This is a genomic window from Saccharomonospora sp. (assembly GCF_027317685.1).
Taxonomy (GTDB): Bacteria; Actinomycetota; Actinomycetes; order Mycobacteriales; family Pseudonocardiaceae; genus Saccharomonospora.
The window spans coordinates 20,785-43,931 of the sequence record NZ_DAHVQP010000044.1; the positions used below are offsets into that span (position 1 = coordinate 20,785).

20 protein-coding genes are annotated in these 23,147 nt (G+C 68.2%); 9 read left to right on the plus strand and 11 right to left on the minus strand.

Translation table 11 applies throughout. From position 1 onward, the window contains the following. Positions 1-39: 39 nt before the first annotated feature. On the minus strand, positions 40-561 hold the full coding sequence (locus M7H19_RS04905; protein WP_298177579.1) for a YetF domain-containing protein: 522 nt from the start codon (positions 559-561) through the stop codon (positions 40-42). Between the two features lie 257 nt (positions 562-818). Between M7H19_RS04905 and M7H19_RS04910 the strand changes: the two genes are divergently transcribed. The 3 genes from M7H19_RS04910 to M7H19_RS04920 all read left to right on the plus strand — a co-directional run bounded on the left by M7H19_RS04910 (position 819) and on the right by M7H19_RS04920 (position 3,666). Next, the gene (locus tag M7H19_RS04910) at positions 819-2,243 is read left to right on the plus strand and encodes an MFS transporter (RefSeq protein ID WP_298177580.1); all 1,425 of its coding nucleotides are present in this window, start codon (positions 819-821) and stop codon (positions 2,241-2,243) included. 156 nt (positions 2,244-2,399) lie between these two features. Continuing rightward, entirely contained in the window at positions 2,400-3,092 is a 693-nt protein-coding gene (locus tag M7H19_RS04915) for a thymidine kinase (protein ID WP_298177721.1), read from the plus strand. Positions 3,093-3,321: 229 nt separating this feature from the next. After that, entirely contained in the window at positions 3,322-3,666 is a 345-nt protein-coding gene (locus tag M7H19_RS04920; protein ID WP_298177581.1) for an RNA polymerase-binding protein RbpA, read from the plus strand. A 97-nt stretch (positions 3,667-3,763) separates the two neighbouring features. Here the strand turns inward: M7H19_RS04920 and M7H19_RS04925 are convergent, their stop codons facing one another. From M7H19_RS04925 to M7H19_RS04935, 3 genes are read right to left on the minus strand one after another with little or no spacing between them, the layout of a single operon-like run. Then, entirely contained in the window at positions 3,764-4,537 is a 774-nt protein-coding gene (locus M7H19_RS04925) for a polyprenol monophosphomannose synthase (protein WP_298177583.1), read from the minus strand. After that, positions 4,509-6,164: an apolipoprotein N-acyltransferase gene (lnt, locus tag M7H19_RS04930; RefSeq protein WP_298177585.1), complete on the minus strand. Its 1,656-nt coding sequence runs from the start codon at positions 6,162-6,164 to the stop codon at positions 4,509-4,511. Before lnt ends, M7H19_RS04925 begins: the two co-directional genes overlap by 29 nt. Before the next feature lie 9 nt (positions 6,165-6,173). Then, complete coding sequence (locus M7H19_RS04935; RefSeq protein WP_298177586.1) at positions 6,174-7,832, minus strand: amidohydrolase; 1,659 nt, start codon at positions 7,830-7,832, stop codon at positions 6,174-6,176. 99 nt (positions 7,833-7,931) lie between these two features. Between M7H19_RS04935 and M7H19_RS04940 the strand changes: the two genes are divergently transcribed. The 4 genes from M7H19_RS04940 to M7H19_RS04955 are packed head-to-tail and all read left to right on the plus strand — an operon-like array spanning position 7,932 to position 13,342. Beyond that, a complete protein-coding gene (locus tag M7H19_RS04940) occupies positions 7,932-9,311 on the plus strand; it encodes a lysine 2,3-aminomutase (RefSeq protein ID WP_298177588.1) in 1,380 nt (459 codons plus the stop codon). Between the two features lie 44 nt (positions 9,312-9,355). Next, positions 9,356-11,941, plus strand: coding sequence for an ABC transporter permease (locus M7H19_RS04945; protein WP_298177590.1), 2,586 nt, complete (start codon positions 9,356-9,358; stop codon positions 11,939-11,941). Next, positions 11,934-12,632, plus strand: coding sequence for an ATP-binding cassette domain-containing protein (locus M7H19_RS04950; RefSeq protein WP_298177592.1), 699 nt, complete (start codon positions 11,934-11,936; stop codon positions 12,630-12,632). Before M7H19_RS04945 ends, M7H19_RS04950 begins: the two co-directional genes overlap by 8 nt. Positions 12,633-12,691: 59 nt before the next feature. Continuing rightward, entirely contained in the window at positions 12,692-13,342 is a 651-nt protein-coding gene (locus M7H19_RS04955) for an ATP-binding cassette domain-containing protein (protein ID WP_298177723.1), read from the plus strand. Between the two features lie 7 nt (positions 13,343-13,349). On the opposite strand, the gene M7H19_RS04960 is transcribed toward M7H19_RS04955, so the two are convergent. Beyond that, the gene (locus M7H19_RS04960) at positions 13,350-13,760 is read right to left on the minus strand and encodes an HAD hydrolase-like protein (protein WP_363321335.1); all 411 of its coding nucleotides are present in this window, start codon (positions 13,758-13,760) and stop codon (positions 13,350-13,352) included. An 86-nt stretch (positions 13,761-13,846) separates the two neighbouring features. Here M7H19_RS04960 and M7H19_RS04965 point away from each other — a divergent pair, with 86 nt between their 5' ends. Continuing rightward, positions 13,847-14,929 (plus strand): GDSL-type esterase/lipase family protein, encoded by a 1,083-nt coding sequence (locus M7H19_RS04965; RefSeq protein ID WP_298177594.1) that lies wholly within the window; start codon positions 13,847-13,849, stop codon positions 14,927-14,929. Between the two features lie 105 nt (positions 14,930-15,034). Here the strand turns inward: M7H19_RS04965 and M7H19_RS04970 are convergent, their stop codons facing one another. Next, complete coding sequence (locus M7H19_RS04970; RefSeq protein ID WP_298177595.1) at positions 15,035-15,490, minus strand: Lrp/AsnC family transcriptional regulator; 456 nt, start codon at positions 15,488-15,490, stop codon at positions 15,035-15,037. Next, positions 15,487-16,635 carry a Xaa-Pro peptidase family protein gene (locus M7H19_RS04975; RefSeq protein ID WP_298177596.1) on the minus strand — a complete coding sequence of 383 codons (1,149 nt, stop codon included), beginning with the start codon at positions 16,633-16,635 and terminating at the stop codon, positions 15,487-15,489. The genes M7H19_RS04970 and M7H19_RS04975 overlap by 4 nt, the downstream gene beginning before the upstream one ends. 78 nt (positions 16,636-16,713) lie before the next feature. Here M7H19_RS04975 and M7H19_RS04980 point away from each other — a divergent pair, with 78 nt between their 5' ends. After that, positions 16,714-17,676 carry a 5'-3' exonuclease gene (locus tag M7H19_RS04980; protein WP_298177598.1) on the plus strand — a complete coding sequence of 321 codons (963 nt, stop codon included), beginning with the start codon at positions 16,714-16,716 and terminating at the stop codon, positions 17,674-17,676. Here the strand turns inward: M7H19_RS04980 and M7H19_RS04985 are convergent. The 4 genes from M7H19_RS04985 to M7H19_RS05000 all read right to left on the minus strand — a co-directional run bounded on the left by M7H19_RS04985 (position 17,652) and on the right by M7H19_RS05000 (position 22,907). Continuing rightward, positions 17,652-18,047, minus strand: coding sequence for a DUF4333 domain-containing protein (locus M7H19_RS04985; RefSeq protein ID WP_298177600.1), 396 nt, complete (start codon positions 18,045-18,047; stop codon positions 17,652-17,654). The two genes, M7H19_RS04980 and M7H19_RS04985, sit on opposite strands and share 25 nt — an antisense overlap. A gap of 72 nt (positions 18,048-18,119) precedes the next feature. Continuing rightward, entirely contained in the window at positions 18,120-19,313 is a 1,194-nt protein-coding gene (locus M7H19_RS04990; protein ID WP_298177602.1) for a GNAT family N-acetyltransferase, read from the minus strand. An 82-nt stretch (positions 19,314-19,395) separates the two neighbouring features. Further along, positions 19,396-20,028: a DUF4333 domain-containing protein gene (locus M7H19_RS04995; protein WP_298177604.1), complete on the minus strand. Its 633-nt coding sequence runs from the start codon at positions 20,026-20,028 to the stop codon at positions 19,396-19,398. A gap of 119 nt (positions 20,029-20,147) precedes the next feature. Further along, complete coding sequence (locus M7H19_RS05000; RefSeq protein ID WP_298177606.1) at positions 20,148-22,907, minus strand: DEAD/DEAH box helicase; 2,760 nt, start codon at positions 22,905-22,907, stop codon at positions 20,148-20,150. Between the last annotated feature and the right edge of the window lie 240 nt (positions 22,908-23,147).

The window sequence follows — 23,147 nt, forward strand, 5'->3', positions numbered from 1 at the left end:
CCCACGTGGTCCCGGCCGGAGGAACCACGCGCACGGACATCAACCACGCGGGGGCGCGGGTGGGGCGTCCTGGATGCCCCCTTGCGCGGGGAGAACGCTGATCATGCCGTTGGGTTCCAGGTAGGCGTACCTGACCTCACCGATGTCCTCGATGCCGTGCAGCCGCAACTGGCTGAGCACCTCCTCAGTGGCCATGAACTCCCGCTGCAACACCCGGTGGTTGAGTTTTCCCTCCCGGATCAGAGCCCGTGGCCGGGCCTTGGTCACCACCGAGAACCAGGGGAACCGATACGCGGCCGCGTCCACGGCCACGCTGCACAGCAGAATGGTGGTGACGAGCACCGCGGCGTCGGTGATGCTCTGGGAATCACCGGCAAGCCCTCCACCGACGGCCTGCGCGAGCAACACGATGATCAGCACATCGGTGATTCCGAGGCCGCCGGCTTCTCTCTGTCCGAAGACCCGTATCAACAGCAGCAGCATCAGATAGATGACGACCCCTCGGACCACGAGTTCGAGAATCGGCGTCTCCAAGCGGAACATGCTCGTCCAATCAGCCATGAGCCCGGGTACCCGGAAAGACACCCCGGAACGGCGGACAGGACGGTGTCGACCACTGTCGGGTCACCGGGAAGTGGGAAGGCCACCACTCCACGCGTACCGCCGCGGTCCCCCGCCTTCCGGCTCACCGACGTACGGTGACCTGCCGGTGATGCGCGGATGACGGCCACGTTGCGAGAAGCCGGTCGCTGCACCCTCCCGTCCGGCGTCCGAGTAGTCTCCGCTCACCTGGAACGATCACCGAGCGAGGAGCCCGGATGAGCACCGTTGGCAGTGGCCCGTCGCCCGCGACCGACGCCCGTCAGCGCAGGCGCGAACAATGGGGTTGGTACTTCTTCGACTGGGCGAACTCCACGTTCTACACGTCAGTGATCACCGTGTTCGGTGCGCTGTACATGAGTTCGGTGGCAGCGCAGGACGCGAAGGCGCACCCGGAACGCAACGGGCCGACTCCGTGCGTGGACGACCGGGGTGTCGACAACAACCTGGTGAACTGCGACATCAGCCTGTTCGGGCTGACCTTCCCCGCCGGGTCGTTGTGGGGCTACCTGTTGGCGGCGTCGACCGTGATCCAGGTACTCATCCTGCCGATCACCGGCGCGATCGCCGACCGCAGCCAGTACAAGAAACGCATCCTGGGGGCCTTCGCGTTCCTGGGCTCGGCGGCATCGGCACTGCTGTTCTTCGTCTCCGGTGACCGCTGGGAGCTCGGCGTGGTGCTGTACATGCTGGGCAACATCGGCTACGGCGTGTCCGTCGTGACCTACTACTCGTTCCTGCCCGACATCGCGACGCCGGACGAGCGCGACGAGGTGTCGTCGCGCGGATGGGCGTTCGGTTATCTCGGCGGTGGTGTGGCGCTGGCAGTGCAGTTGGCGTTCTATCTGAGCCGGGACGCGCTCGGGGTGAGCGAGGAACTAGCGGTACGGATCTGTTACCTGAGCTCGGGTGTGTGGTGGGCACTGTTCACGCTGATCTCTCTGCGCCGGTTGAAGGAACGGCAGCGGCCGCGCGGACGCGAGTCCGGGGTGTCGCTGGTGCGGACCGGGTTCGCGGAGCTGCTGGACACGTTGCGGTCGGCGAAGGCGTTCCCGTTGACGTTGGCGTTTCTGGGTGCGTACCTGGTGTTCACCGACGGCATCTCGACGGTGGTGTCGGTGTCGGCGCAGTACGGCTCCGAGGAGCTGAAGTTCGGCAACGAGGTACTGATCGCGACGATTCTGGTGATCCAGTTCGTGGCGTACGCGGGCGGGATGTTGCACGGACTGGTGGCGCGACGGTGGGGTGCGAAGAAGACCATCCTGGCGAGCCTGGTGGTGTGGATGGTGGTGATCACGTCGGCGTACTTCATCGAGGCGGGGCAGCAGTTCCAGTTCTACGCCGTGGCGGCGGGGATCGGCCTGGTGTTGGGTGGGACGAACGCCTTGTCACGGTCGCTGTTCAGCCAGATGATCCCGCCGGGCAAGGAAGCTCAGTACTACTCGCTGTACGAGATCGGTGAGCGCGGCACGTCCTGGCTGGGGCCGTTGGTGTTCGCGGCGGTAGGTCAAGCGACCGGTTCGTTCCGGTACGCGATTCTCGCGCTGCTGGTGTTCTTCGTGGTCGGGTTCGTGCTGTTGGCGCTGATACCGGTGCGACGGGCGATCGCCGCGGTGGGCAACCCGGAGCCGTCGGTGCTGTAGCGGCCGACGCGTCGCGGCGGTTCTCACTCGGTGTCGTGCGAACGCTGCGCGGAAGTACGGATAGGGTGCTGCGTCGTGACGCTGCATGACGACGACACCGACCCGACCGATGCCCTCTCCCCCGTACCGGGTGCTGTGCGGCGGCGCGAGTTACCGATGACGGGCAGAGTGAAGTTCTCCTACGGTCCGATGGACTGTGGCAAGTCGACGTTGGCATTGCAGATCGACCACAATCTGGCTCGCCAGGGCAGGCAGGGGCTGTTGCTGGTACGCCACGACCGGTCGGGGAACGCCCAGATCACCAGTCGTATTGGGATCACGCGGCAGGCCGTCGAGTTGGAGGCCGATACCGACGTGCGGGCGGTGGTCCGGCAGGCCTGGGAACAGGGTAGACACGTCGACTACCTGATCGTCGACGAGGCACAGTTCCTGTCGCCTGAGCAGGTCGAGCAGTTGACGGAGCTCGCGGACGAGTCGTGTATCGACGTGTATTGCTTCGGGATCGCGACGGATTTCCGCAGCGTCTTGTTCCCGGGAGCCCAACGGTTGTTCGAGCTGGCCGACGAGCTGCAGCCGGTGCAGGTGGAGGTGCTCTGCTGGTGTGGCAGGCCGGGACGTTTCAACGCACGCGTGGCCGACGGTGTCGTTCTGCGCACCGGGGACACGGTGTTCGTGGCGGACACGGGACCGAATTCGGCCTCCGGGTCAACCGGTGAGGTGAACTCGAGCACGACACGCTCGTCGACGGAGTTAGCTACGGTCCGTTACCAGGTACTTTGTCGTCGGCACTTCCGTCTGGGCGAGGTGGGGCCGGATGCGTCCGGTCAGGGGCAGTTGCAGCTGGCATGACCAGCAATGCCCCCTCGCCCGAACGGGTGATACCAGGAGAAGGGGAATCGTTGCCGCGTCACAGTGCCGCATGCAGCGTCTCCCCTGAGAAAAGGCAGTTTTCGACTTGGGTGACGTGGTTCACTTTGCGTAACGGCGGGTCGTTGGGAATTCAACCGACGGTCCCTGCCGTTGCATAGGGTGAGCATCACCCTGGCTTTCCTGCGGGAGCCGACCGAAAGGACCCATCATGGCCGACCGTGTTCTTCGTGGAAGCCGGTTGGGTGCGGTCAGTTACGAGACCGACCGCAATCACGACCTAGCCCCCCGACGTACCGTGCGCTACAAGTGCCCGAAGAACCACGAGTTCGAGGTGCCGTTCTCCGACGATGCGGAAGTTCCCTCCACCTGGGAATGCCGCTTGCACGGCAGCGAGTCGAAGATCGTCGACGGCGGGGCGCCTGAGCCCAAGGAGACGAAGCCGCCCCGCACACACTGGGACATGCTGCTGGAGCGGCGGTCGATCCCGGAGTTGGAGGAACTGCTCAACGAGCGACTCGCCGAGTTGAGGAACCGCCGGGGTCGCTCCGCATAGCGCACGAACCGACTTCCATCGGTTTTTTCAGGGCCGCCTCCCCGTACATCGGTTACGGGGAGGCGGCCCTTACTGCATCGGACGGGGCCGGGTCGGGTCAGCGCCGCACTCGCTGGAGCAGGGAACGCGCCTGTTCGGCACGGCGGCGCAGTCCCCACTGGGCGACCTTGACGACGGCCTCACCGATGATGGCGCCGCTCATCTTGGACTGGCCGAGCTCGCGCTCGGTGAAGGTGATGGGCACCTCCAGGATGCGAAAGCGCTCCCGATCGGTGCGCCAGGTCAGGTCGATCTGGAAACAGTAGCCCTGCGAGGCGATCTCATCCAGTGGCAGGGTCTTCAGCACGGCACGGCGGTACGCCCGGAACCCGGCGGTGATATCGGAGACGGGCACGCCGAGCGCGACCCTGGAGTACAGATTCGCCATGCGGGACAGCAGCTGCCGGTGCGGAGGCCAGTTGACGAGCGCGCCGCCGGGCACATAGCGGGAACCGATGACGAGGTCGGCGTCACGTAGCGCCTCGAGCAGGCGTGGCAGGTCCTCCGGCGCGTGGGAGCCGTCGGCGTCCATCTCGACCACGGTGGCGTAATCGCGGTCGAGGGCCCAGCGGAACCCAGCGATGTAAGCGGCACCGAGTCCGGCTTTCTCCGTGCGGTGGAGTACGTGGATACGGTCGTCGTCGGCGGCGAGCTTGTCGGCGACCTCGCCGGTACCGTCGGGGCTGCCATCGTCGACCACGAGCACGTGGACCTGCGGCAGCACCGTGTGCAACCTACGCACGAGTGGTGGGAGATTGTCCCGCTCGTTGTAGGTCGGGATGATCACCAGCACCGGGTCGACGTCATCCGTGTGCTGTGTCCCCTCGGCCATGCTGCTCCCCTTCTGTCGCGTCTGCTCGCGTTGCGGCCTTCTTCGTGTGCGACCGGAGCACGAACCCGGCGACCATGGCGGCGAGCGCGGCCCCGACCAGCGCGTACTCGGTCCACGCACCGAGTCGATCCGACAGCGTAGTCTCCCCCCTCAAGGGAACGTCGGCGACCAGGGAGGTGTCGGTGTAAAGGCTGGTGGAACGGGTGACGGTGCCATCGGGCGCGATGATCGCGCTGATGCCGCTGGTGGCGGCGACCACGACGGCGCGGCCGTGTTCGACGGCTCTGACCCGGGACATGGCGAGTTGCTGGTGGCTCATCTCGCCGGGTCCGTACCAGGCGTTGTTGGTCGAGGTGACGAGCAATTGCGCTCCGACGTCGACGGTGTCGCGCGCGACGTAGTCGTAGGCGACCTCGTAGCAGATGACCGAGCCGACAGGGGTGCCCGCGACGTCGAGCGTGGTGGCCTCGTCCCCCCAACGCATGTCTCGGGTGTTGTCGACGAACGGGGTGAACCAGCTCGCGATGTCCCGCACCGGCACGTACTCGGCGAAGGGCACGAGTTCCCGTTTGACGTAGTGGTCGGTGATGCCGGTGGGGCTGTCGCCGGGTTGCCAGACGAGAGTGGCGTTCTCGGTGAGGTCGCTGCCGGGTGGCTGGTACAGCGCGCCGATGAGGGCGGGGACACCGAATTCGTCGACGAGCGCGTCGAGTTGTGGGTCGGTGCCGCGCACGTCGGTCGCGGTCTCGGGCCACACGACGAAATCGGGGCGTGGTAGTTCACCCGAGTGGATGCGGTCGAGGAGTTCGGCGCTCTCGGCGAAGTGGTTCGCGCGGATGGTGTCACGTTGGCCGAGGAGGCCGATACCCACGTCGGGGGCGTTGCCCTGGACAACGGCGACGGTGCGGGTGCCGTTCTCGGGGTCCGTGTCGATCGTCGGCCAGACGGCGAGGCCGGCGAGTGGTGGGACCAGCACGGCCGCGACGGGAGTGACCCAGGCGCGGCCGGGGCGGAGTCCCGTGGCACGGATACGCACCAACAGTTGTGCGAGGCCGAATCCGGTGACGAGCACGGCGAAACCCACGAGTGGTGCACCGCCGAGCGAGGCCAGAGACAGGTAGGCGCCCTCGGGCTGGCTGAAGCCGACCCTGCCCCAGGGAAAGCCGTTGAACGGCCAACGCATCCGCGCGGACTCCTGAAGCAGGAACACCAGGGCCATCCACACGGGCGCGCCGGGCAACCGCGCCACGATCGGCATCAACGCGCACGCCAGGGCGATGTAGACGGCGAGCGCGCCGGACAACGCCAACCACGGTGCGGGACCGAATTCCGCGCCCAGGAAGTCCTGGATCCACACGAGATGGGCGAGGTTGAAGGCGAGGCCGAACACGAAGCCATAGCCGGCGCTGCCCCACCAACGACGGCCGTGCAGCGCAAGTCCGAGCCCGGCGAACGCCAGCGGCACCACCCACCACAGTGGCCGTGGGGAGAACCCCGCGTGCAGCAGGAGCCCGGAGGCCGCGGCGAGCGCGACACGGACGGTGACACGCCCGAGTCGGCGACGTCGTGTTGGTCGGGTGTCGGCGGATGGCACGGTGGTGTCCGACGCTGAGGCCGTGGTGGTCACGCCGCCAGCCTATGCGCGGGCCTGGCCGCCGGTGTCCGCGTGAGCGGTGTCGTCGGCATGGTCGTAGATCACCTGTCCGGCACGGACGGTGCGCAGGCAACGAGGCAGGGTGGCGTCGGGGTCCAGCGGTGGGAGGCCGGGGACGCGGGAGCGGGGGTCGGTGGACCAGCGCTGCACTCGGGCGTCCGGGGTGGCGACGACGAGTTCGTCGGCTTCCCACACGGCGTAGTGGGCGGGCGCTCCGGGCACGAGGCTGCCCGTGATCCCGTCGGCCACGCCGGCGGCGCGGTGACCACCGCGGGTGTGAGCGTTGAAGGCGGCGCGCGCCGAGATGCCGGAGCCGGGCGTGTGGTGGTACACGGCGGCGCGCACACTGCCCCACGGGTCCAGCGGCGTGACGGGGGCGTCGGAGCCGAACGCGAGCGGCACCCCCTCGGCGGCGAGCGCGGCGAAGGGATTGAGCGACCCGGCTCGGTCAGGACCGAGCCGGGTCGCGTACATGCCGTGCGCGCCGCCCCAGGCCGCGTCGAAGGCGGGCTGCATGGAGGCGGTGACGTTCCAGCGCACCAGGGCCGTGGCCTGCTCGGCGGTGATCATCTCGACGTGTTCGAGCCGGTGCCCCACTCGGGCGAGGGCACGCTGTCCGGTCGTCTTTTCCGCCACGGCGAACGCCTCGACGACCTCGGTGACGGCGGCGTCGCCGATGACGTGGAAACCGGCCTGGATTCCGGCTTCGGTGCAGGCCACGATGTGGTCGGCTATGGCCTGTCCGGAGAGGTAACGGGTGCCGCTGGTGTGGGGCCGGTCAGTGTAGGGCTCGTGGAGCGCGGCGGTGTGGGAGCCGAGGGCGCCGTCGACGAAGAGGTCCCCGCCCAGTCCGCGGAGGCCGAGTTCACGGGCGAGGTCGACAGCGGCGGCGTCGGCGAGCGCTCCCCAATAGGGCACGACCTCGGGATACCCGGGTTCGGCGGCGACTTCGAGCAGGGCACGCAGGTCGTCCTCTCCGGAGATGGTCGGACCCGCGCACTCGTGGACGCTGACGATGCCGGCAGCCGCGGCGGCGCGCAGGAAGGCTCGTTGTGCACGCTCGCGTTGCTCAACGGTGATCGCGGCGTGCGCGGCGACGCGGACGAGGTGGTGGGCATCGCGGGTGAGCGGCCCGTCGGGCGAGTAGCCCTCGGCGTGAGCGGCGTCCGGGGCGAGGTCGAGCAGGGCGCTGGTGACGAGTGCGGAGTGGACGTCGACCCGACTGAGGTAGACGGGCACGGCACCCGCGGCGTCGTCGAGTTCGGCGCGGCTGGGCAGACGGGGGTCGGTCCAGGTGGTCTCGTCCCAGCCGTGGGCGATCAGCACCTCTTCGGGGGCGGCGGAATCGGCGGCGGCGCGGACGGCGGCGAGCAGATCGGCGGCGTCGCGGGCTTCGGTGAGGTCGAGTCCGGTCAGGTGCAGGCCGGTGTTGGTGGCGTGGACATGGGCGTCGACGAACGCCGGCGCGACGAACGCTCCGTCGAGGTCGACGACCTCGGCGTCCGGGTGCAGCGCGCGGCCGGGGCCGTCCTGGCCGACCCAGACGACGACGCCGTCGGTGACGGCCATGGCGGTGGCGTCGGGCGAGCTGGGCGTGTGGATGCGGCCGCCCACGAGAAGGGTCGTGTTGCTGCTACTCACGCCCCCGAGTCTGCCACCTCCATCATCACGAGAAGTTTTGCGTCAGCGGGGCAATATGACAGGATAATTTTCACGAGCAGTCGAAACTGAGGAGCAGAAGTGACTGTCATCCAGGAACCTGCTACCGAGCTCGCGGAACAGCCCTACACCTACCGGCGGGCCGAGCTGGTCGAACCCGACTGGCGACGCTTCCCGGGCTGGCGCGACGTGACGGAAGCCGAGTGGCGGGACGCGCAGTGGCAACGGGTCCGCTGCGTACGCAACATCAAGCAGCTTCGCGCCGTCATGGGCGATCTGTTGGAAGAACGGTTCTACGAGGACCTCGTGGCCGACCAACAGCAGATGGCGACGATGTCGATGCTGTTGCCGCCGCAGATGCTCAACACGATGGCACCGCACGCCGGCACCGACCCGACGGAGTTCACCGAAGCGTTCTACGCCGATCCGATCCGTCGTTACATGCTGCCCGTACGCAGCGACCGTCACCCGGACTGGCCGAGCCACCCGCACTCACAGCGCGACTCGCTGCACGAGGCGGAGATGTGGGTCGTGGAGGGCCTGACCCACCGCTATCCCACCAAGGTGCTGGCCGAGCTGCTGTCCACCTGCCCGCAGTACTGCGGGCACTGCACGCGGATGGACCTGGTGGGCAACTCCACCCCCCAGATCGACAAGCACAAGCTCACGCTGAAACCGGTCGACAGGCAAGACGCCATGATCGACTACCTGAAGCGCAGCCCGGGAGTGCGCGATGTGGTGGTGTCCGGCGGTGACGTGGCCAATGTGCCGTGGCACCAACTGGAGTCGTTCCTCATGCGACTGCTCGACATCGAGACCGTGCGCGACATCCGCCTGGCCAGTAAGGCGTTGGCGGGCCTGCCGCAACACTGGCTGCAGCCCAAGGTCGTTGAGGGCCTCGCCCGGGTCGCGGGCACCGCTCGCCGTCGCGGGGTGAACCTCGCGATCCACACCCATGTCAACCACGCCCAGTCGGTGACCCCGCTGGTCGCCGAGGCCACCCGCGCCGCGCTGGAGGTCGGGGTACGGGACGTGCGCAACCAAGGAGTGCTGATGCGGGGCGTCAACGCCACCCCCGCCGACCTGCTCGACCTGTGTTTCGCCCTGCAGGGCGAGGCGAACATCCTGCCCTACTACTTCTACATGTGCGACATGATTCCCAACGCCGAGCACTGGCGGCTGGCCGTGTGGGAGGCGCAGGATCTCCAGCACGCCATCATGGGGTACCTGCCCGGCTACGCCACTCCGCGCATCGTGTGCGACGTGCCGTACGTCGGCAAGCGGTGGGTACATCAGGTCGCCGAGTACGACCGCGAGCGCGGCATCTCGTACTGGACGAAGAACTACCGCACCGGCATCGAGCACGACGATCCCGAGGCGCTGCGCCGCCGCTACCCGTACTACGACCCGGTGTCGACTCTGCCGGAATCGGGTCGGCAATGGTGGCGCGAGCAGCACTGAACTGTCCCACCTTTCGGTGATTGACAGCGCGGTTACTATGCGGCATGCCCATCCGGCGTCGATCATCGCGGCCCCTGCCGCTGTTGCCGTGGCTGTCGGCCCCACGTGCGGCGTTGTCGAGCCCGCTCACCCTGATAGCCGCCGCGGTCACCGCGTTGCTGTCGTGCTTCCTCGGCATGGGCGCGGTGCTGCACACCTCGGCCGCGGGTGGCGCGACGCTGGACTACCAAGCCGATACGGCGTGTCCCGACCACTACGGACCGGTGTTCATCAAATCCAGCGCCGAACCAGAGCAGGTCGAGGCCCTGGCCGAGGCCGTGACGCGGCATGCTCCCGCCCACGGTTTCGGCCGGCCGAGCGTGAGCCTGTTCAGTCACCTGGTCCACGACGTCGACTTCGGCACCGGAAAGACCTACACGGTGCGAGTCGCCTACAAAGACGGCGGCACGGACCACCTGGAGTCGGTGCGCGGTACCGACGCCCCGGGACTGTGGATGGGCCGTGACCTGGCGAACGCCGGCGGTCTCGGGCCGGGTGACCGCGCCGTCGATCCCTCGTGGCCGGCGATCACGGGGGTCTACGCCGATCTGTACAACCCGGCTCCCCGCTGGTGGTGTTCCGTGCAGGATCTCGCGGTACAGAACCGCCTGGTCGACCACATCGCCACCGGAGCGGTGTTGTTCGCCACCGACCGCGCCACCTTCGACGAAGTCACCCGTCACCAATCGCGGCTGGAACGGTTGACCATCACCTTCCCCACTCCCGCACCCCGCACGTTGGCCGAGGCGGAGGACAACCAACACCGTGCCGAGGCTCTGATCGCCGATGTGCGTGAGGAACTGCGTGCCCGAGGTGTCGGAGACGCGCTGATGTCCACCCCGTTCGCGCGGTCGGTGGAGCTGGCGCAGCAGGCTCAGGCGACGGTGACGTGGTCGATCCTGCCGTTGGCCGCCCTGAGTGTCGGCGTCGGCTTGCTGGGCACGGCCACCGTCGGCCTCCAGTGGTACCACCGCCGCCACGCGCAGGTGCGGCTGTACTCCGCTCGGGGACACGGGCCCTTGGCCATCGGGATGGTGGCCGTGGCCGAACTCGGCCTTCCCATCGTGCTCGGTGGTGTGGCCGGAGCCGTACTCGCCCGCGCGGCCCTTCCCCTCTACGCGCCACCGGGGCGGTTCGGCGTCGACGCGGAGCTCATCGGGACGGCGGTGGCCGCGGGCGTACTCCTGGCGACCCTGGCGTTGCTGGTGGCGGTGGTGGCCGTGCGCACCCACCGGGAGTTCGCGCTCGGTCTCACCGCCCCTCGCCGCCCACGCCGACTGTGGCTGTTCCTGCCGTGGGAACTCGGCACGGCCGGGGTGGCGCTGCTGGGCTGGCTCCGCCTCCCTCGTTACGGCGACAGCGCCGCCACGGACCCGGTGCCTGAGACCGACCCGTTGGCGTTGCTCTATCCCGTGGCTGTGGTCCTGACCGTCGGCTTGGTGGTCGCACGGCTGGCCTGGTGGACGTTACGTGCCTCGCATCGACTGCGTTGGTGGTCCCGCCCGACCGTGCAGTGGGCCGTGCGGCGTTTGGCGCACGCCCGCGCTCCCGTCACGGGCGTGTTGGTGATCGCCGTGCTCGCGGTGGGCACACTGGCCGCCGGGTTCTCCATCGCCGCAGCCCAACAACAGGCCCTCGCGGTGAAATCGGGTGTGTTCGTCGGCGCCCATTCCCGAGTCGACGTCGAGAACCCGGTCGGCCGGGGCGAAGTCCCCTTGCCCGCGTCGCTGCGGTCGAACAGCACGATCGTCGGCGTCGTGAGTGACGACGGCACCGGGAAGGTCCTCGTGGTCGACCCGGGCACGTTCGGCCACGCCGCCTACACCGATCACCTGCCGCAGAACGAACTCGACCGGATGCTCGAGGAATCGGCCACTCCCGAGTCCGGGTCACTACCCGCGATCCGGGTGGGCGATGCACTGTCCACCAGGGACACCGTGCTCGGCGAGGTCCACACGGTGGGCACAGTGGACACCGCCCCGATGCTGGGTGGACAGCCGGGCCACATCGTGTCCCGCACCGCGTTGGACGCCGAGCAACTCGATCGGATCCCCCGGTGGACGCTACTATCCACGAAGTCCGCCGAACAGGTCGGTGCCGCGCTGAGGCAGGCTGCGATCGTGCACATGAATTCGGTCGACCGGGACACCGCCTTCAATGCCCTGCCGTTCTACGTGGTCGAGTGGACGTTCTCGTTCGTGGCGTTACTCGGTGTGGTGCTCGGCGTGGCCGCGGCCCTGGCGATGCTGATCGCGGTGGAGGTGCGGCGTCGACAGAACGCGCTCACGGGCGCGTTGGCACTACGCATGGGACTGCGCCAACGCTCGTTGTGGTCGGGTCACCTCACCGAGCTCGGAGCTGTGGCGCTGCTCGCGCTGGCCGCCGGCCTCACGTGCGGAATCACCGTGGCGGCGGTGTCGGTGGCCCGATTCGACCCGGCTCGCTGGCTGCCTCCGGTGTCGGAGCTACCCGATCTGCTTTCCTTCGTCCTGACCGTGGTCGCCTGTGGTGCGGCGGTGGTGACGCTGGCCTGCTGGATCGCGGTGCGCTCGGCACGCACCGCCCGAGTAGCGGAGCTGCTGCGTGACTGACACCCCGATCTTCCAGCTCGAGAACGTGGGCGTGGACTACCCGCTGCCCAGCGCCCGCAAGGGGGACGTCGCCGGGGTCGTCGGGCTCGACGGTGTCGATCTCACGATCCCCAGGTCGGGGCTGACCGTGTTGGCCGGACCGTCCGGCTCCGGGAAGTCAACGTTGCTGAGGGTGCTGTCGCTGTTCCAGACGCCCACGCGCGGGCGAGTCGTGTTCGAGGGCACCCCGGTGAGTTCCTCACCTCGCCGTCGGCGTGCCCTGCGCCGCGACTCGATCGGACTGGTGTTCCAGACACCGACCGAGAACCTTCTGCCGCACCTGTCGGTGGCCGACAACCTGCACGCCGCCGCACAGTCGGCACGCCGCCGTTGCGACCCCGCGGCCCTACTCGACCGACTGGGCCTCGGCGGCACCGAACAGTGGCGGATCGGCGCATTGTCCGGCGGGCAACAACAACGGCTGGCCTTCGCGTGTGTACTCGCTCGCGGCTGCCCGGTCGTGCTCGCCGACGAACCCACCTCCCAACTCGACGACTCCTCCGCGTCGCACGTCCTGGACGCGATCGCCCTGCTCCAGGCCGAGGGCGTGGCCGTGGTGGCCTCCTCCCACGACGAGCGGGTGCTCGAGCAGGGTTCCCGCGTGTTCCGGCTCCGGGCCGGCCGAGTGATCGAAGAGGAGAACGAACCGTGACACTCGAACACTCCGCCTCCCCCTCCCACTCCGCCACCCAGGGGCCTCGGACGGGCCGGATGCCCGCCCTACGCGCGGTGGGGCTGCGACGTCGCTTCGAGCACGGCGAGGTGGACGTGCTCCGGGGCGCCGAGCTGCACGCCGACTCCGGGGAGATCGTCACGATCACGGGTCGGTCCGGGTCCGGCAAGACGACCCTGCTCACACTGTTGTCCGGGTTCGACACCCCCGACGAGGGCACGGTCACCTTCGGCGGCGGCTCCGGCGAATCCGCCGTCGACGTGCCGTGGTCGGTGTGCGCCGTACTGCCCCAGGCCCTCGGGTTGGCGGCCGAGCTGACCTGCGCCGAGAACGTCGCACTGCCGCTACGACTGCGCCGCGCCCCACATCGCGAGGTCGAGGCCGTCGTCACGGCACTGCTGGAGGAGCTGGGCCTGGTCGAGCTAGCCGACCGCTACCCCGCCGAACTGTCGTTCGGACAGCAACAACGGGTAGCGTTGGCACGCGCTGTGAGTGTCCGACCTTCGGTGCTGCTGGTGGACGAACCCACCGCTCACCTCGACCCCGAGTCGACACGCGTGGTGCTGACACTGCTACGTCGTATCGCCGACGAGGGCGCCGCCGTCGTGGCCGTCACCCACGACCCGGTGGTCCAGGACGTGGCCGACCGACGGCTACAGCTCGCCGATGGCGTGCTCATCCCTACTTGAGATCACATCAGAAATGGTCGAGCAGCTGCCCGAACCGCTCCACCGTCACCAGCCGTTCCGCCGTCGTGTCCAGTTCGGCGTGCTCCAACACCCACGTGTTGTCGTTGGGGATGAGAACGGCCCCCATGCCTGCGGCCAGAGCCGGCAGGATGTCGGAAGCCGGGGAGTTACCCACCATCCACGTCGACTCCGGCGACAGTTCATATCGCTCGGCCAGCCACGTGTAGTTGGCGGTCGTCTTCTCCCGCACCACGTGCACTCCGAGGAAGTGGCTTTTCAGACCGGAGCGATCCAGCTTGCGCCACTGTTCCACCACATCGCCCTTAGTCACCAACACCAGCGGATAGCGCTGCTGTAGCGCGGTGAGCGTGTCGACCACCGTCGAACAAGAGGAAACAGCCAGTGCCGAACACGCGATTCCTCCGGCTCATGACAGTCGACCGGCCTGCGCATCCTTCCACGCGCGCCTCGAGATCAGCCATACCCCCGGTAGAATGATCGACCGTGCGGAGAACTGGCTGGGTACTCGGCGCGATCGCGCTCGTGGCGGTCACCGTCCTGGTCGCCGTGTTCGTGTTCACCGGCCCCGATTCCGACTCACCCGTCGATCCACCCGGGCCGCCCGGCACGGGACCACTCACCGTGGTGTCCTTGGGTGACAGCACCCTGTCCGGGGAAGGGGCGGGCGACTACACGGCGGACACCGACGGTAAGGACGGCAACTGGTGTCACCGTTCACCGCACGCGATGGTGCACCAGATCGAACTCACCGGTGTGACCGAGTCGGTGAACCTGGCCTGTTCCGGCGCCCCGTCCCCGCACGTGGGTCTCGGCGACGTCACGCAGTACACCGAGCCGTCCCAGGCGGGGCAGTTGCGTGAGCTGGTCGACGACCACCGGGTCGCCGCCGTGGTCGTCGCGCTCGGCGCCAACGACGACCCGCGTTTCTCCCGGCTGATCTCCGAGTGCTTCACCTCGTGGTTCCTCGACCAGGAGGCCCCCTGTAGCGACAAGATCAAGCAGGACTGGCAGAGGCGACTCGACGCCATGGTGCCCAAGGTCGTCGCCGCGCTCGAAGACATCAAGCAGGTGCTGAAGGAAGCCGGTTACGAACGCTCGGACTACGAGCTCGTCCTGCAGTCGTATGCCTCCCCCATCGGCCCCGGCATTCCGGAGAAGTGGCGCAACCTCAACGGCTGTCCGTTCCGCACCGAGGACCTGCAATGGGTCGCCGAAACCGGTGCGGTGTCGCTGTCGGACGCCCTGCGCGGCGCGGCGCAGCAGGCCAACGTGCGATTCCTGGACCTGTCCCGCGCGGGCGTCGGTCATGAGGCGTGCAGTGGCGGCGACGACGCCGAGGACGAATGGTTCACCCGCTTCACAGTGCGGTGGGACGACCTCAAGGATGTGGAGCGCGCGTCCCATGCGGTGCAGGAGTCGTTCCACCCCAACGCCGCCGGACACGAGCAGTTCGCTCGTTGCATGAGCGAATTCCTCGCCACCAGCGACCGCGAGGCCGCCTGTCTGAAAGGCGAGGATGGCAATCTCCACGCCGCCCCCGCCGCGCCCTCACTCACCGACAGCTGAGTAGCCGACCTCTCAGGAACACCCAGCCCTTCAAGCCTGACGGCCCGTGTGGTCCGGCCGTCACGCGCACATCGGGTCGCAAAGGCCGGTGCGCGGCGACGACGCTCACAGGTTCGGCGAACGGCCCTCGAACGGGGTGGACAGCACCACCGTGGTGCGGGTGGAGACCTTGGCCGCCTCCCGGATGCGGCGCAACAAGTCCTCCAAAGCCAGTGGGGACGCCACTCTCACCAGCAACACGTACGACTCGTCGCCAGCCACCGAGTAGCACGACTCGATCTCGGGGATGTGTTCGAGCCGCTGCGGATAGTCGTCGGGGGCGGCCGGGTCGTTCGGTGTCAGTGAGATCAACGCCGTCAGGGGAAGTCCGATCTGTTCCCCGTCGAGCCGGGCGGTGTATCCGCGGATCACTCCACGCTGCTCCAGCCGCCGCACCCGCTGGTGCACGGCCGACACCGACAACCCGACCCGCTCGGCCAGGTCAGTGAAACTGCGGCGGCCGTCGGCGGCCAGCTCCCGCACGATGGCTCGGTCCAGCGGCTCCAGTCCTCCACCCGTCATGCCGGAAGAACGACCAGTTCGTGCGGCCGCGTGTTCAACGGCTCGACCCCGTCGGCGGTGACGACAACGATGTCCTCGATGCGAGCGCCCCAACGCCCGGCGTGGTAGATACCCGGCTCGATGCTGAACACCATGCCGGGCTCCAACGGCAGGTCGTTACCCGCCACGATGTAGGGCTCCTCGTGCACGTCGAGGCCGATGCCGTGACCGGTGCGGTGGATGAAGTTGGCGCCGAATCCCGCCTCGGTGATGAGGTCGCGGGCAACCGCGTCGATCTCCTGTGCCGTCACACCGGGCCGTACGGCGCGCACGGCGGCGTCCTGCGCACGCTGCAACACGGCGTAGGTGTCGGCCACATCGGCGTCCCGGGGTTCCCCCACCGCGTAGGTGCGTGTGCAGTCGGAGTTGTAGCCCTCGGCGATCGGACCTCCGATGTCGACCACCACCACGTCACCGGGCTGGATCACCCGGTCGGACACGTCGTGGTGGGGGCTGGCGCCGTTGGGTCCGGAACCGACGATGACGAAGTCGGCGTGCGTGTGGCCCTCGGCGACGATCGCCTCGGTGATGTCCGCTCCCACCTCGGCTTCGGTACGGCCCGAGCGCAACCATTCGCCCATGCGTGCGTGAACCCGGTCGATCGCCTCACCCGCTTTGCGCAACGCGGTGAGCTCGGCGGCGTCCTTGCACATCCGCAGTTCCCGCAGTACGGGCCCGGCGAGGGTCTGTTCGGCGCCGGATACCGCGTCTCGCAGCCCGAGGACGTGCAGGGCGGCCATGGTGTCGCTCACGGCCACACGGCCGGGTCGACCCAGCCGGTCGGCGACCATCCGGTACGGGTCGTCACCGTCGACCCAGGTGACCAGCTCCACGCCTATCTCGTCGAGGGGGATGTCGGCGTAGCCGGGAGCTTCCAGCTTCGGCAACACCAGAGTCGGTACGGCCTCGTCGGACGCGGGCACGACCAGTGTGGTGAGCCGCTCGAAGGAGCCGCCCGCCTGCCCGATCAGATACCGCAGGTCGGAGCCGGGCGCGACCAGTAGCGCGTCCGTGGCGGCGTCGGCCGCGGCTGCCCGGGCGCGGTCGAGTCGGGCACGCAGGGTGGAGGCATCGGGTGCGGGTGTGTGCAGCGAACGACGCGACATGGCCGAAAGCCTAACCTTCCTGCACGACAAGTGCCCGCACACCCACCACGCGTACGGCGGTGTGGCACGCTTGGACGCGTGACCGCCCCGCTGGTGCTACTCGATGCCGCGAGCCTGTATTTCCGTTCGTTCTTCGCGCTGCCCGAGTCACTGACCGCTCCCGACGGCACTCCGGTGAACGCCGTGCGCGGGTTCGCCGACACCGTGGCGCGGGTGCTCACCGATCGACGTCCGGCACGGCTCGTGGCGTGTCTAGACGCCGATTGGCGTCCCGAGTTCCGGGTGCGGGCGCTGCCCAGTTACAAGGCGCACCGTGTCGCCGAGAGCTCCGAAGACGGCTCGGACGCCGAGGAGGTGCCCGACACGCTCGCCCCGCAGGTGCCGATCATCCTGGAACTGCTGGAAGCGGTGGGGATCGCCACTGCGGAAGCCGAGGGATTCGAGGCCGACGACGTCATCGGCACGCTGGTCGCCGGGGAGTCACAGCGGCCGGTGGAGGTCGTGACCGGTGACCGCGACCTGTTCCAGCTGGTGCGTTTCGAACCGAGTCCGGTGTCGGTGATCTACGTGGGTAAAGGTTGGGCCAAGGCCGAGGTGTTGGGCCCGGCGGAGGTCGCCGACCGCTATGCGCTTCCCGTCGAACACGCCGGCAGCGCCTACGCCGACATGTCGATGTTGCGGGGCGATCCGTCCGACGGGTTGCCCGGGGTTCCCGGAATCGGGGAGAAGACGGCCGCGAAACTGGTGACCCGGTTCGGGTCGCTGGAGGCGTTGCTGGAGGCGGCACGAGAAGCTCATCCCGATGTGCCGCCCAGGGCACGGACCAAGCTGCTGGAGTCCGCCGACTACCTGGCGGCCGCGCCACTGGTGGTGCGGGTGGCCACCGACGCGCCCGTGACCGGCCCGGTCGACGACCACGTGCCCGCCGAACCCGCGGCCCCGGAACGCGTGGCCGAGTTGGCCGAGCGCTACAACCTCGGCGGATCGGTGACGCGTCTGCTGGCCGCTCTCCCTGGTCAGACCGGCAGACCGACCTCGTAGAGGCCGTCGTCGTCCACGATTTCGATGGGCACACGTTTGTTCTCGCCCTCGATGACGGCGGTGCAGTCGAAGGTGGCGCCCTTCCGCACGGTCGGCCGCAGCGGGCAGCTCACTTTGTCGACATCACTGATGCCGTAGCTGCCCGTGAGCACCACCCGCACCGACTTCTCCACCGACGCACCGTTGAGTGCCTTCGTCACGGGAGTCGGAGACTCGGACAGCTCCGTGGAGGTCGTCCTGATGCTGGTGGGGTTGACCGGGATGGTGCCCTGCTCGGCGGGCTCGGTGTCTCCGTCTCCCCCGGCGCAGGCGCCGAGAGCCAGGACCGCACAGATGGATATGAATCCTCTCCACACACCGCGTACCCGCACGGCCGGACACTCCACAACGCTCGTTAATGCTCGTCAGTGCTCGTCAATGCTCGTTACCGAGAAACCTCCCGGTCAGAAAAACGTACCGCACCACGGAGCCGACCGCGTGCGGGCCAGGTCGTCCATGAGCGGTGCGACTTCGGCAGCACGCACGGTGATCCTCCCGGCGTCGACCAAAGCCGAGGGACGCCACCCGCCGACGAACATCATCGCCAACGTGTCCACACCGAGGCGGGCATCGGCAGGCTGGTCTGTTCGCGTCACACCGGTCGGTCCCACCCGGTATCGGCCGGTGTTGTGTTCCAGTATCGGATCGGTGATCTCCAGCACGAGCGGCTCACCGTGCCAGACCCGCGCCCGTAGTGCGGCCTCGACGTCCACCAGCCGTAGCCACGACTCGTCCCCCACCTCGGTGGTCTCGCATACGCGGGGATCGGTGAACAGCAATTCCAGCGGCTCCTCAAGGGAGCGTTGGCGTACCACGATGGTGTCGACGAGGTCCACGCCGAGCAGGAAGCGCCACAGCCCCGCGAACGCGGACGCGTCCGCGGCATGCAAGTCCATGACCTGCATGGCGCCGAGCTGACCGGACTGCCGAGTCACCCGGTAGACCGCGAATCCGTCCGGCCCGTCCGTGCCGTGATGCACGAGCGTCGCCACGGGTTCGTCGCTCTGCCACAATCGCGCGAACAGGCGCGCCCACCACCGCTCGGGCCGAGTCATCATCCCGGGCCGTAGCGGAATCCGCGCGTACACGTCGGGCAGGCGGCGCTCGGCTTCATCGAGGTTGAGCAGCTCGATCCGACCCCCTGCGGGGACCTCGGGCCGCAGCCGTGCCTGCCGCCGGTGCACGGTGCAGGAGCGTGAACGGGTGGCGACGCCGTAGCCGAATCGCCCGTAGATCTCACCCTCGGTGGCGTACAGGAGAGCGGCGGTGACCTCCCGTTCGGCGAGATCGGTGAGCTGGCGGTGCATCAACGCCGTCAGCACTCCGCGCCGGGTGTGGTCGACCCGAACCCCAACACCCGTGACAGCCGCCAACGGGACCCGCGCCCCACCGGGCACGACCAGTTCGGCATCCGTCGAGCGAGTCGTGCCGATCAGCTGCTCGTCGAAGGCCCCGAACACCCGCCCCGGCTGGTGCGTGGGACGGAGACGCTCCCACTGTTCGTCGGTGGCGGGGCCGTGGTGCAAAGCACCGCGGAACAGCGTGTATGCCGCACGGAACTCATCGTCGCGCAGAGGGCGGACCACAACATCGTTCATGCATCGCTCCCTGTCGTGCCGGGATAAGTCGAGGAAACGCGGTGCCTCAGATCTCGGGTTCCGAGTTCCGGTTCCGAGTTCCTCAGCCTTCAGACGTCGGCTTGTCCACGGTGTAACGACCCTCGTCGTTGACAACCGTGATCTTCACGCTCTGCTGCTGGCCACCCACGGTGGCGTCGCAGGAGAACGTGTGCCCTTCCTCGACCTTCTGGTCACCGGGGCAGCTGACGCCGTCGACCTGCAGTCCGTAGCTTTCCTGCAACACCCGTTGGATGTCGCTTTCCATCTGTGCCCGGTCGAACACCGTCGAGTTCAGCAGACCCGGTTTCCAGAACAGCACCACACCGGCGGCTGCGAGCACCACCACGGCCACGGCGACACCGATCCACAGTCCCTTGCCGCCCGACTTCTTACCCGGCTGCTCCCCCCCGGGCTGAGGTGCGCCGTAGGGCTGCCCGTACCCGGGTTGCTGACCGTACGGGGGCTGCTGGCCGTACAAGTTCTGCTGACCGTAAGGAGCGGACTGGTCGTACGGGTTCGCAGCGGGCTGTTGGCCGTACTGGGGGTCACCGTAGGGCTGACCGTACCCGGGCTGCTGACCGAAGGCGGGTTGCTGGCCATACCCACCAGGCTGGGCGAAGCCACCGGATCCGGGATTCGCGGGCGGTTGCTGACCCCATTGCCCGGGGTTGTTGCCTCCGTACGGCGTGCTCATCGTGTTGCCTTTCGCCTGCTTTCGCCTATCCGACTGCCACAGCCATGTCAGGTCACGCTGTCACGGCAGGTCCGCCTGCGGGCTGCCGCCCCGAAATACAATCACACTCGCCGCGCGGCTTACAGCTCCCCTGCCGCGACCACACCGCGTCGAAGTAAGCGGGACGCCTTCCCGGCCGCACCGCCGACTGGGTGTTCCTTACCGAGCACGTCCCTGATCTGCTCCAGTAGGTCCACCACCTGCCGAGACCATCGTACGAAGTCCCCCGCGGACAGTTCCTGGCCGTTTATCTCAGCGGAGGTGAGGACCTTCTCCAACGACTCGCCACGTGCCCACCGGTACACCGGCCAGGCGAACCCGGCGTCCGGTTCGCGGGTGCGGTCCAGGCGGTGTCGCCGCTCGTCCTCCACCAGGTCGCTCCACAGCCGCACCGTCTCCTGCCACGCCGCGCTGACCGGGCCCGACGGCACCTTGGCCTCGGCGGTCGAGTCCCGACGCGCCTCGTACACCAGGGTGGAGACGACAGCGGCGAGTTCGGCGGGCGCGAGACCGTGCCAGACACGCTGCCGGATACACTCGGCAGCCAACAGGTCCGACTCGCTGTACAGGCGGGAGAGCAGCTGCCCGTGTTCGGTGACGTCGTCACCGCTCTCGCCGAGATAACCGCGTTCGACCAACAATCGGCGGATGCGGTCGAAGGCCCGCGCCAGGGAGTGGGTCGTGGCCGCAACCTTGCGCTCGAGTTTCTCGTTGTCCGCCTTCAATCGCTGGTAGCGCTCGACCCAGCGCAGATTGGCCTCCCGGTCCGCCATGCCGTGGACGGGATGGGCGCGCAACTGCCGCCGCAGCTCCGCCAGCTCGGGATCGGAGTGAGCGTCGGAACGCCACCGTTGCCGCTTCGGGGGACGGATGCCGGTGTTACGCAGCGAGGAGGCGATGTCCCGACGCGTCTTCGGCGAACGCAGCTCGACGTGCTTGGGCAGCCGCATCCGTCCCAACGGTTCCACTGGAGTCGGGAAGTCGGACAGCGACAGGGCACCCGACCACCGGTCCTCGGTGACCACGACGGGCCTCGGTTCGTCGAACTGATCCACTCCCGGGTCGACGACCACGGCCAGACCCGCGCGCCGACCCGACGGCACGGCGATGACATCGCCCTTGCGGAGTTTCTCCAAGGACTTCGCGGTCTGAGCTCGTCGCGCGGCCGTGTTCTGCTTCGCGAGTGCCTTCTCCCGGTCCGAGATCTGCTTACGCAGGTCCAGGTAGGACAGCAGCTCGTCGAAGTCGCCGGTGACAGCGTCGGCGTAGCCGCGCAACGCCTCGGTGTTGCGCTCGATGCGCCGCGACAACCCCACCACCGAACGGTCGGCCTGGAACTGCGCGAACGACTGTTCGAGCAGCTCCCGAGCCTTCGCCGCGCCGAATCGGCCGACGAGGTTGACGGCCATGTTGTAGCCGGGACGGAACGACGAGCGCAGCGGATACGTACGCGTGGAGGCCAGGCCGGCAACCTGTCTCGGGTCCACCCCCGGTTGCCACACGACGACCGCGTGCCCCTCGACATCGATGCCGCGCCGTCCCGCGCGACCGGTGAGCTGGGTGTACTCGCCGGGAGTGAGGTCGACGTGCGCCTCACCGTTGTACTTGACGAGCCGTTCGAGTACGACGGTGCGGGCGGGCATGTTGATGCCCAGGGCAAGGGTCTCGGTCGCGAACACGACCTTGACCAACCCGCGAACGAACAGCTCCTCGACCGTCTCCTTGAAGGCCGGCAGCATTCCGGCGTGGTGGGCAGCGATGCCCTGTTCCAGGCCTTCCCGCCATTCCCAGTAGCCCAACACCTCCAGGTCGCTGTGCGGCAGGTCCGCGGTGCGTTCGTCGACGATGCGCCGCACCTGCTGGACCTCGTCGGGAGTGTTGAGACGCAACCCGGACCGCAGGCATTGGGTCACGGCAGCGTCGCAGCCCGCGCGGGAGAAGATGAACACGATCGCGGGCAACAGCCCGGCCCGATCGAGCCGGTCGACGATCTCGGTGCGGGACGGAGGTCGGTATCGCGGTCCGCGGTAGGGGGCGCCGCCGCGCTTGCCGCGTCCTCGCAACCCGGCGGGGGCGTGCATACGCGCGGTCTCCTCGACAGCGCGGAGCAACCGGGGGTTGAGCTTGGCCTCGCCGGTCTCGGTGTTCTCCCCGACGAACAAATCCAACAGGCGCCCACCGACCAGCATGTGCTGCCACAGCGGCACAGGTCGATGCTCGTCGACCACGACGGCGGTGTCGCCGCGCACCTCGACCAGCCATTCCCCGAATTCCTCGGCATTGCTGACGGTCGCCGACAACCCGACCACCCGCACGTAGTCGGGCAGGTGCAGGATCACTTCCTCCCACACCGCACCGCGGAAGCGGTCCGCGAGGTAGTGCACTTCGTCCAACACGACGTAGCCGAGGTCGTCGAGCGTGGTGGACTCGGCGTACAGCATGTTGCGCAAGACCTCGGTGGTCATCACCACGATCTGCGCGCCGCCGTTGATGGAGGTGTCACCGGTGAGTAGGCCGACGACATCGGAGCCGTAGCGCTCCACCAGGTCGCCGTACTTCTGGTTGGACAGCGCCTTGATCGGGGTGGTGTAGAAGCACTTGCGTCCCTCGGCCAACGCCAGGTGGACGGCGAACTCGCCGACGACCGTCTTGCCCGCACCGGTCGGAGCGCACACGAGCACACCGTGCCCGTCCTCGAGTGCCTCACAGCCCTGCAGCTGGAAATCGTCGAACTCGAACGCCACGTCGGCTGCAAACCGAGCGAGTTGCGGGTAACGGCCGCGCCGCCGCGCCGCTGCGTAGGCCTCGGCCGGGCTCGGGGATGTAGTGGAGGAGTCCACGAACGCCAGGGTTTCACATCCCGCTGAACACATGCACGGGGTGGTGTCGTAGTGAACGACCACACCGAGGTCGGGCCCCGGAAAACGACCTCCGAGCAGGTTCTTGGGCCTTTCCGACCATGGGTCCCGAACGTAGGCGAGTCACGCCGCACCGTGCGCACGGCGTCCCACTCTGCGCGGTTTCGGCCACTGCCTCGTTCGGCTGCCACGCGTCATCGACGTCGTATCCGTGGCTCGGAA

What these genes read in the sequence shown, in the direction of transcription:
- M7H19_RS04945 (WP_298177590.1), top strand. Translation starts at nt 9,356, where the DNA reads ATGCCCATCCGGCGTCGATCATCGCGGCCCCTGCCGCTGTTGCCGTGG.
- M7H19_RS04975 (WP_298177596.1), bottom strand. Translation starts at nt 16,635, where the DNA reads ATGTCGCGTCGTTCGCTGCACACACCCGCACCCGATGCCTCCACCCTG.
- M7H19_RS04990 (WP_298177602.1), bottom strand. Translation starts at nt 19,313, where the DNA reads ATGAACGATGTTGTGGTCCGCCCTCTGCGCGACGATGAGTTCCGTGCG.
- M7H19_RS04970 (WP_298177595.1), bottom strand. Translation starts at nt 15,490, where the DNA reads ATGACGGGTGGAGGACTGGAGCCGCTGGACCGAGCCATCGTGCGGGAG.
- M7H19_RS04910 (WP_298177580.1), top strand. Translation starts at nt 819, where the DNA reads ATGAGCACCGTTGGCAGTGGCCCGTCGCCCGCGACCGACGCCCGTCAG.
- M7H19_RS04915 (WP_298177721.1), top strand. Translation starts at nt 2,400, where the DNA reads ATGACGGGCAGAGTGAAGTTCTCCTACGGTCCGATGGACTGTGGCAAG.
- M7H19_RS04905 (WP_298177579.1), bottom strand. Translation starts at nt 561, where the DNA reads ATGGCTGATTGGACGAGCATGTTCCGCTTGGAGACGCCGATTCTCGAA.
- M7H19_RS04925 (WP_298177583.1), bottom strand. Translation starts at nt 4,537, where the DNA reads ATGGCCGAGGGGACACAGCACACGGATGACGTCGACCCGGTGCTGGTG.
- M7H19_RS04955 (WP_298177723.1), top strand. Translation starts at nt 12,692, where the DNA reads ATGCCCGCCCTACGCGCGGTGGGGCTGCGACGTCGCTTCGAGCACGGC.
- M7H19_RS04995 (WP_298177604.1), bottom strand. Translation starts at nt 20,028, where the DNA reads ATGAGCACGCCGTACGGAGGCAACAACCCCGGGCAATGGGGTCAGCAA.
- M7H19_RS04920 (WP_298177581.1), top strand. Translation starts at nt 3,322, where the DNA reads ATGGCCGACCGTGTTCTTCGTGGAAGCCGGTTGGGTGCGGTCAGTTAC.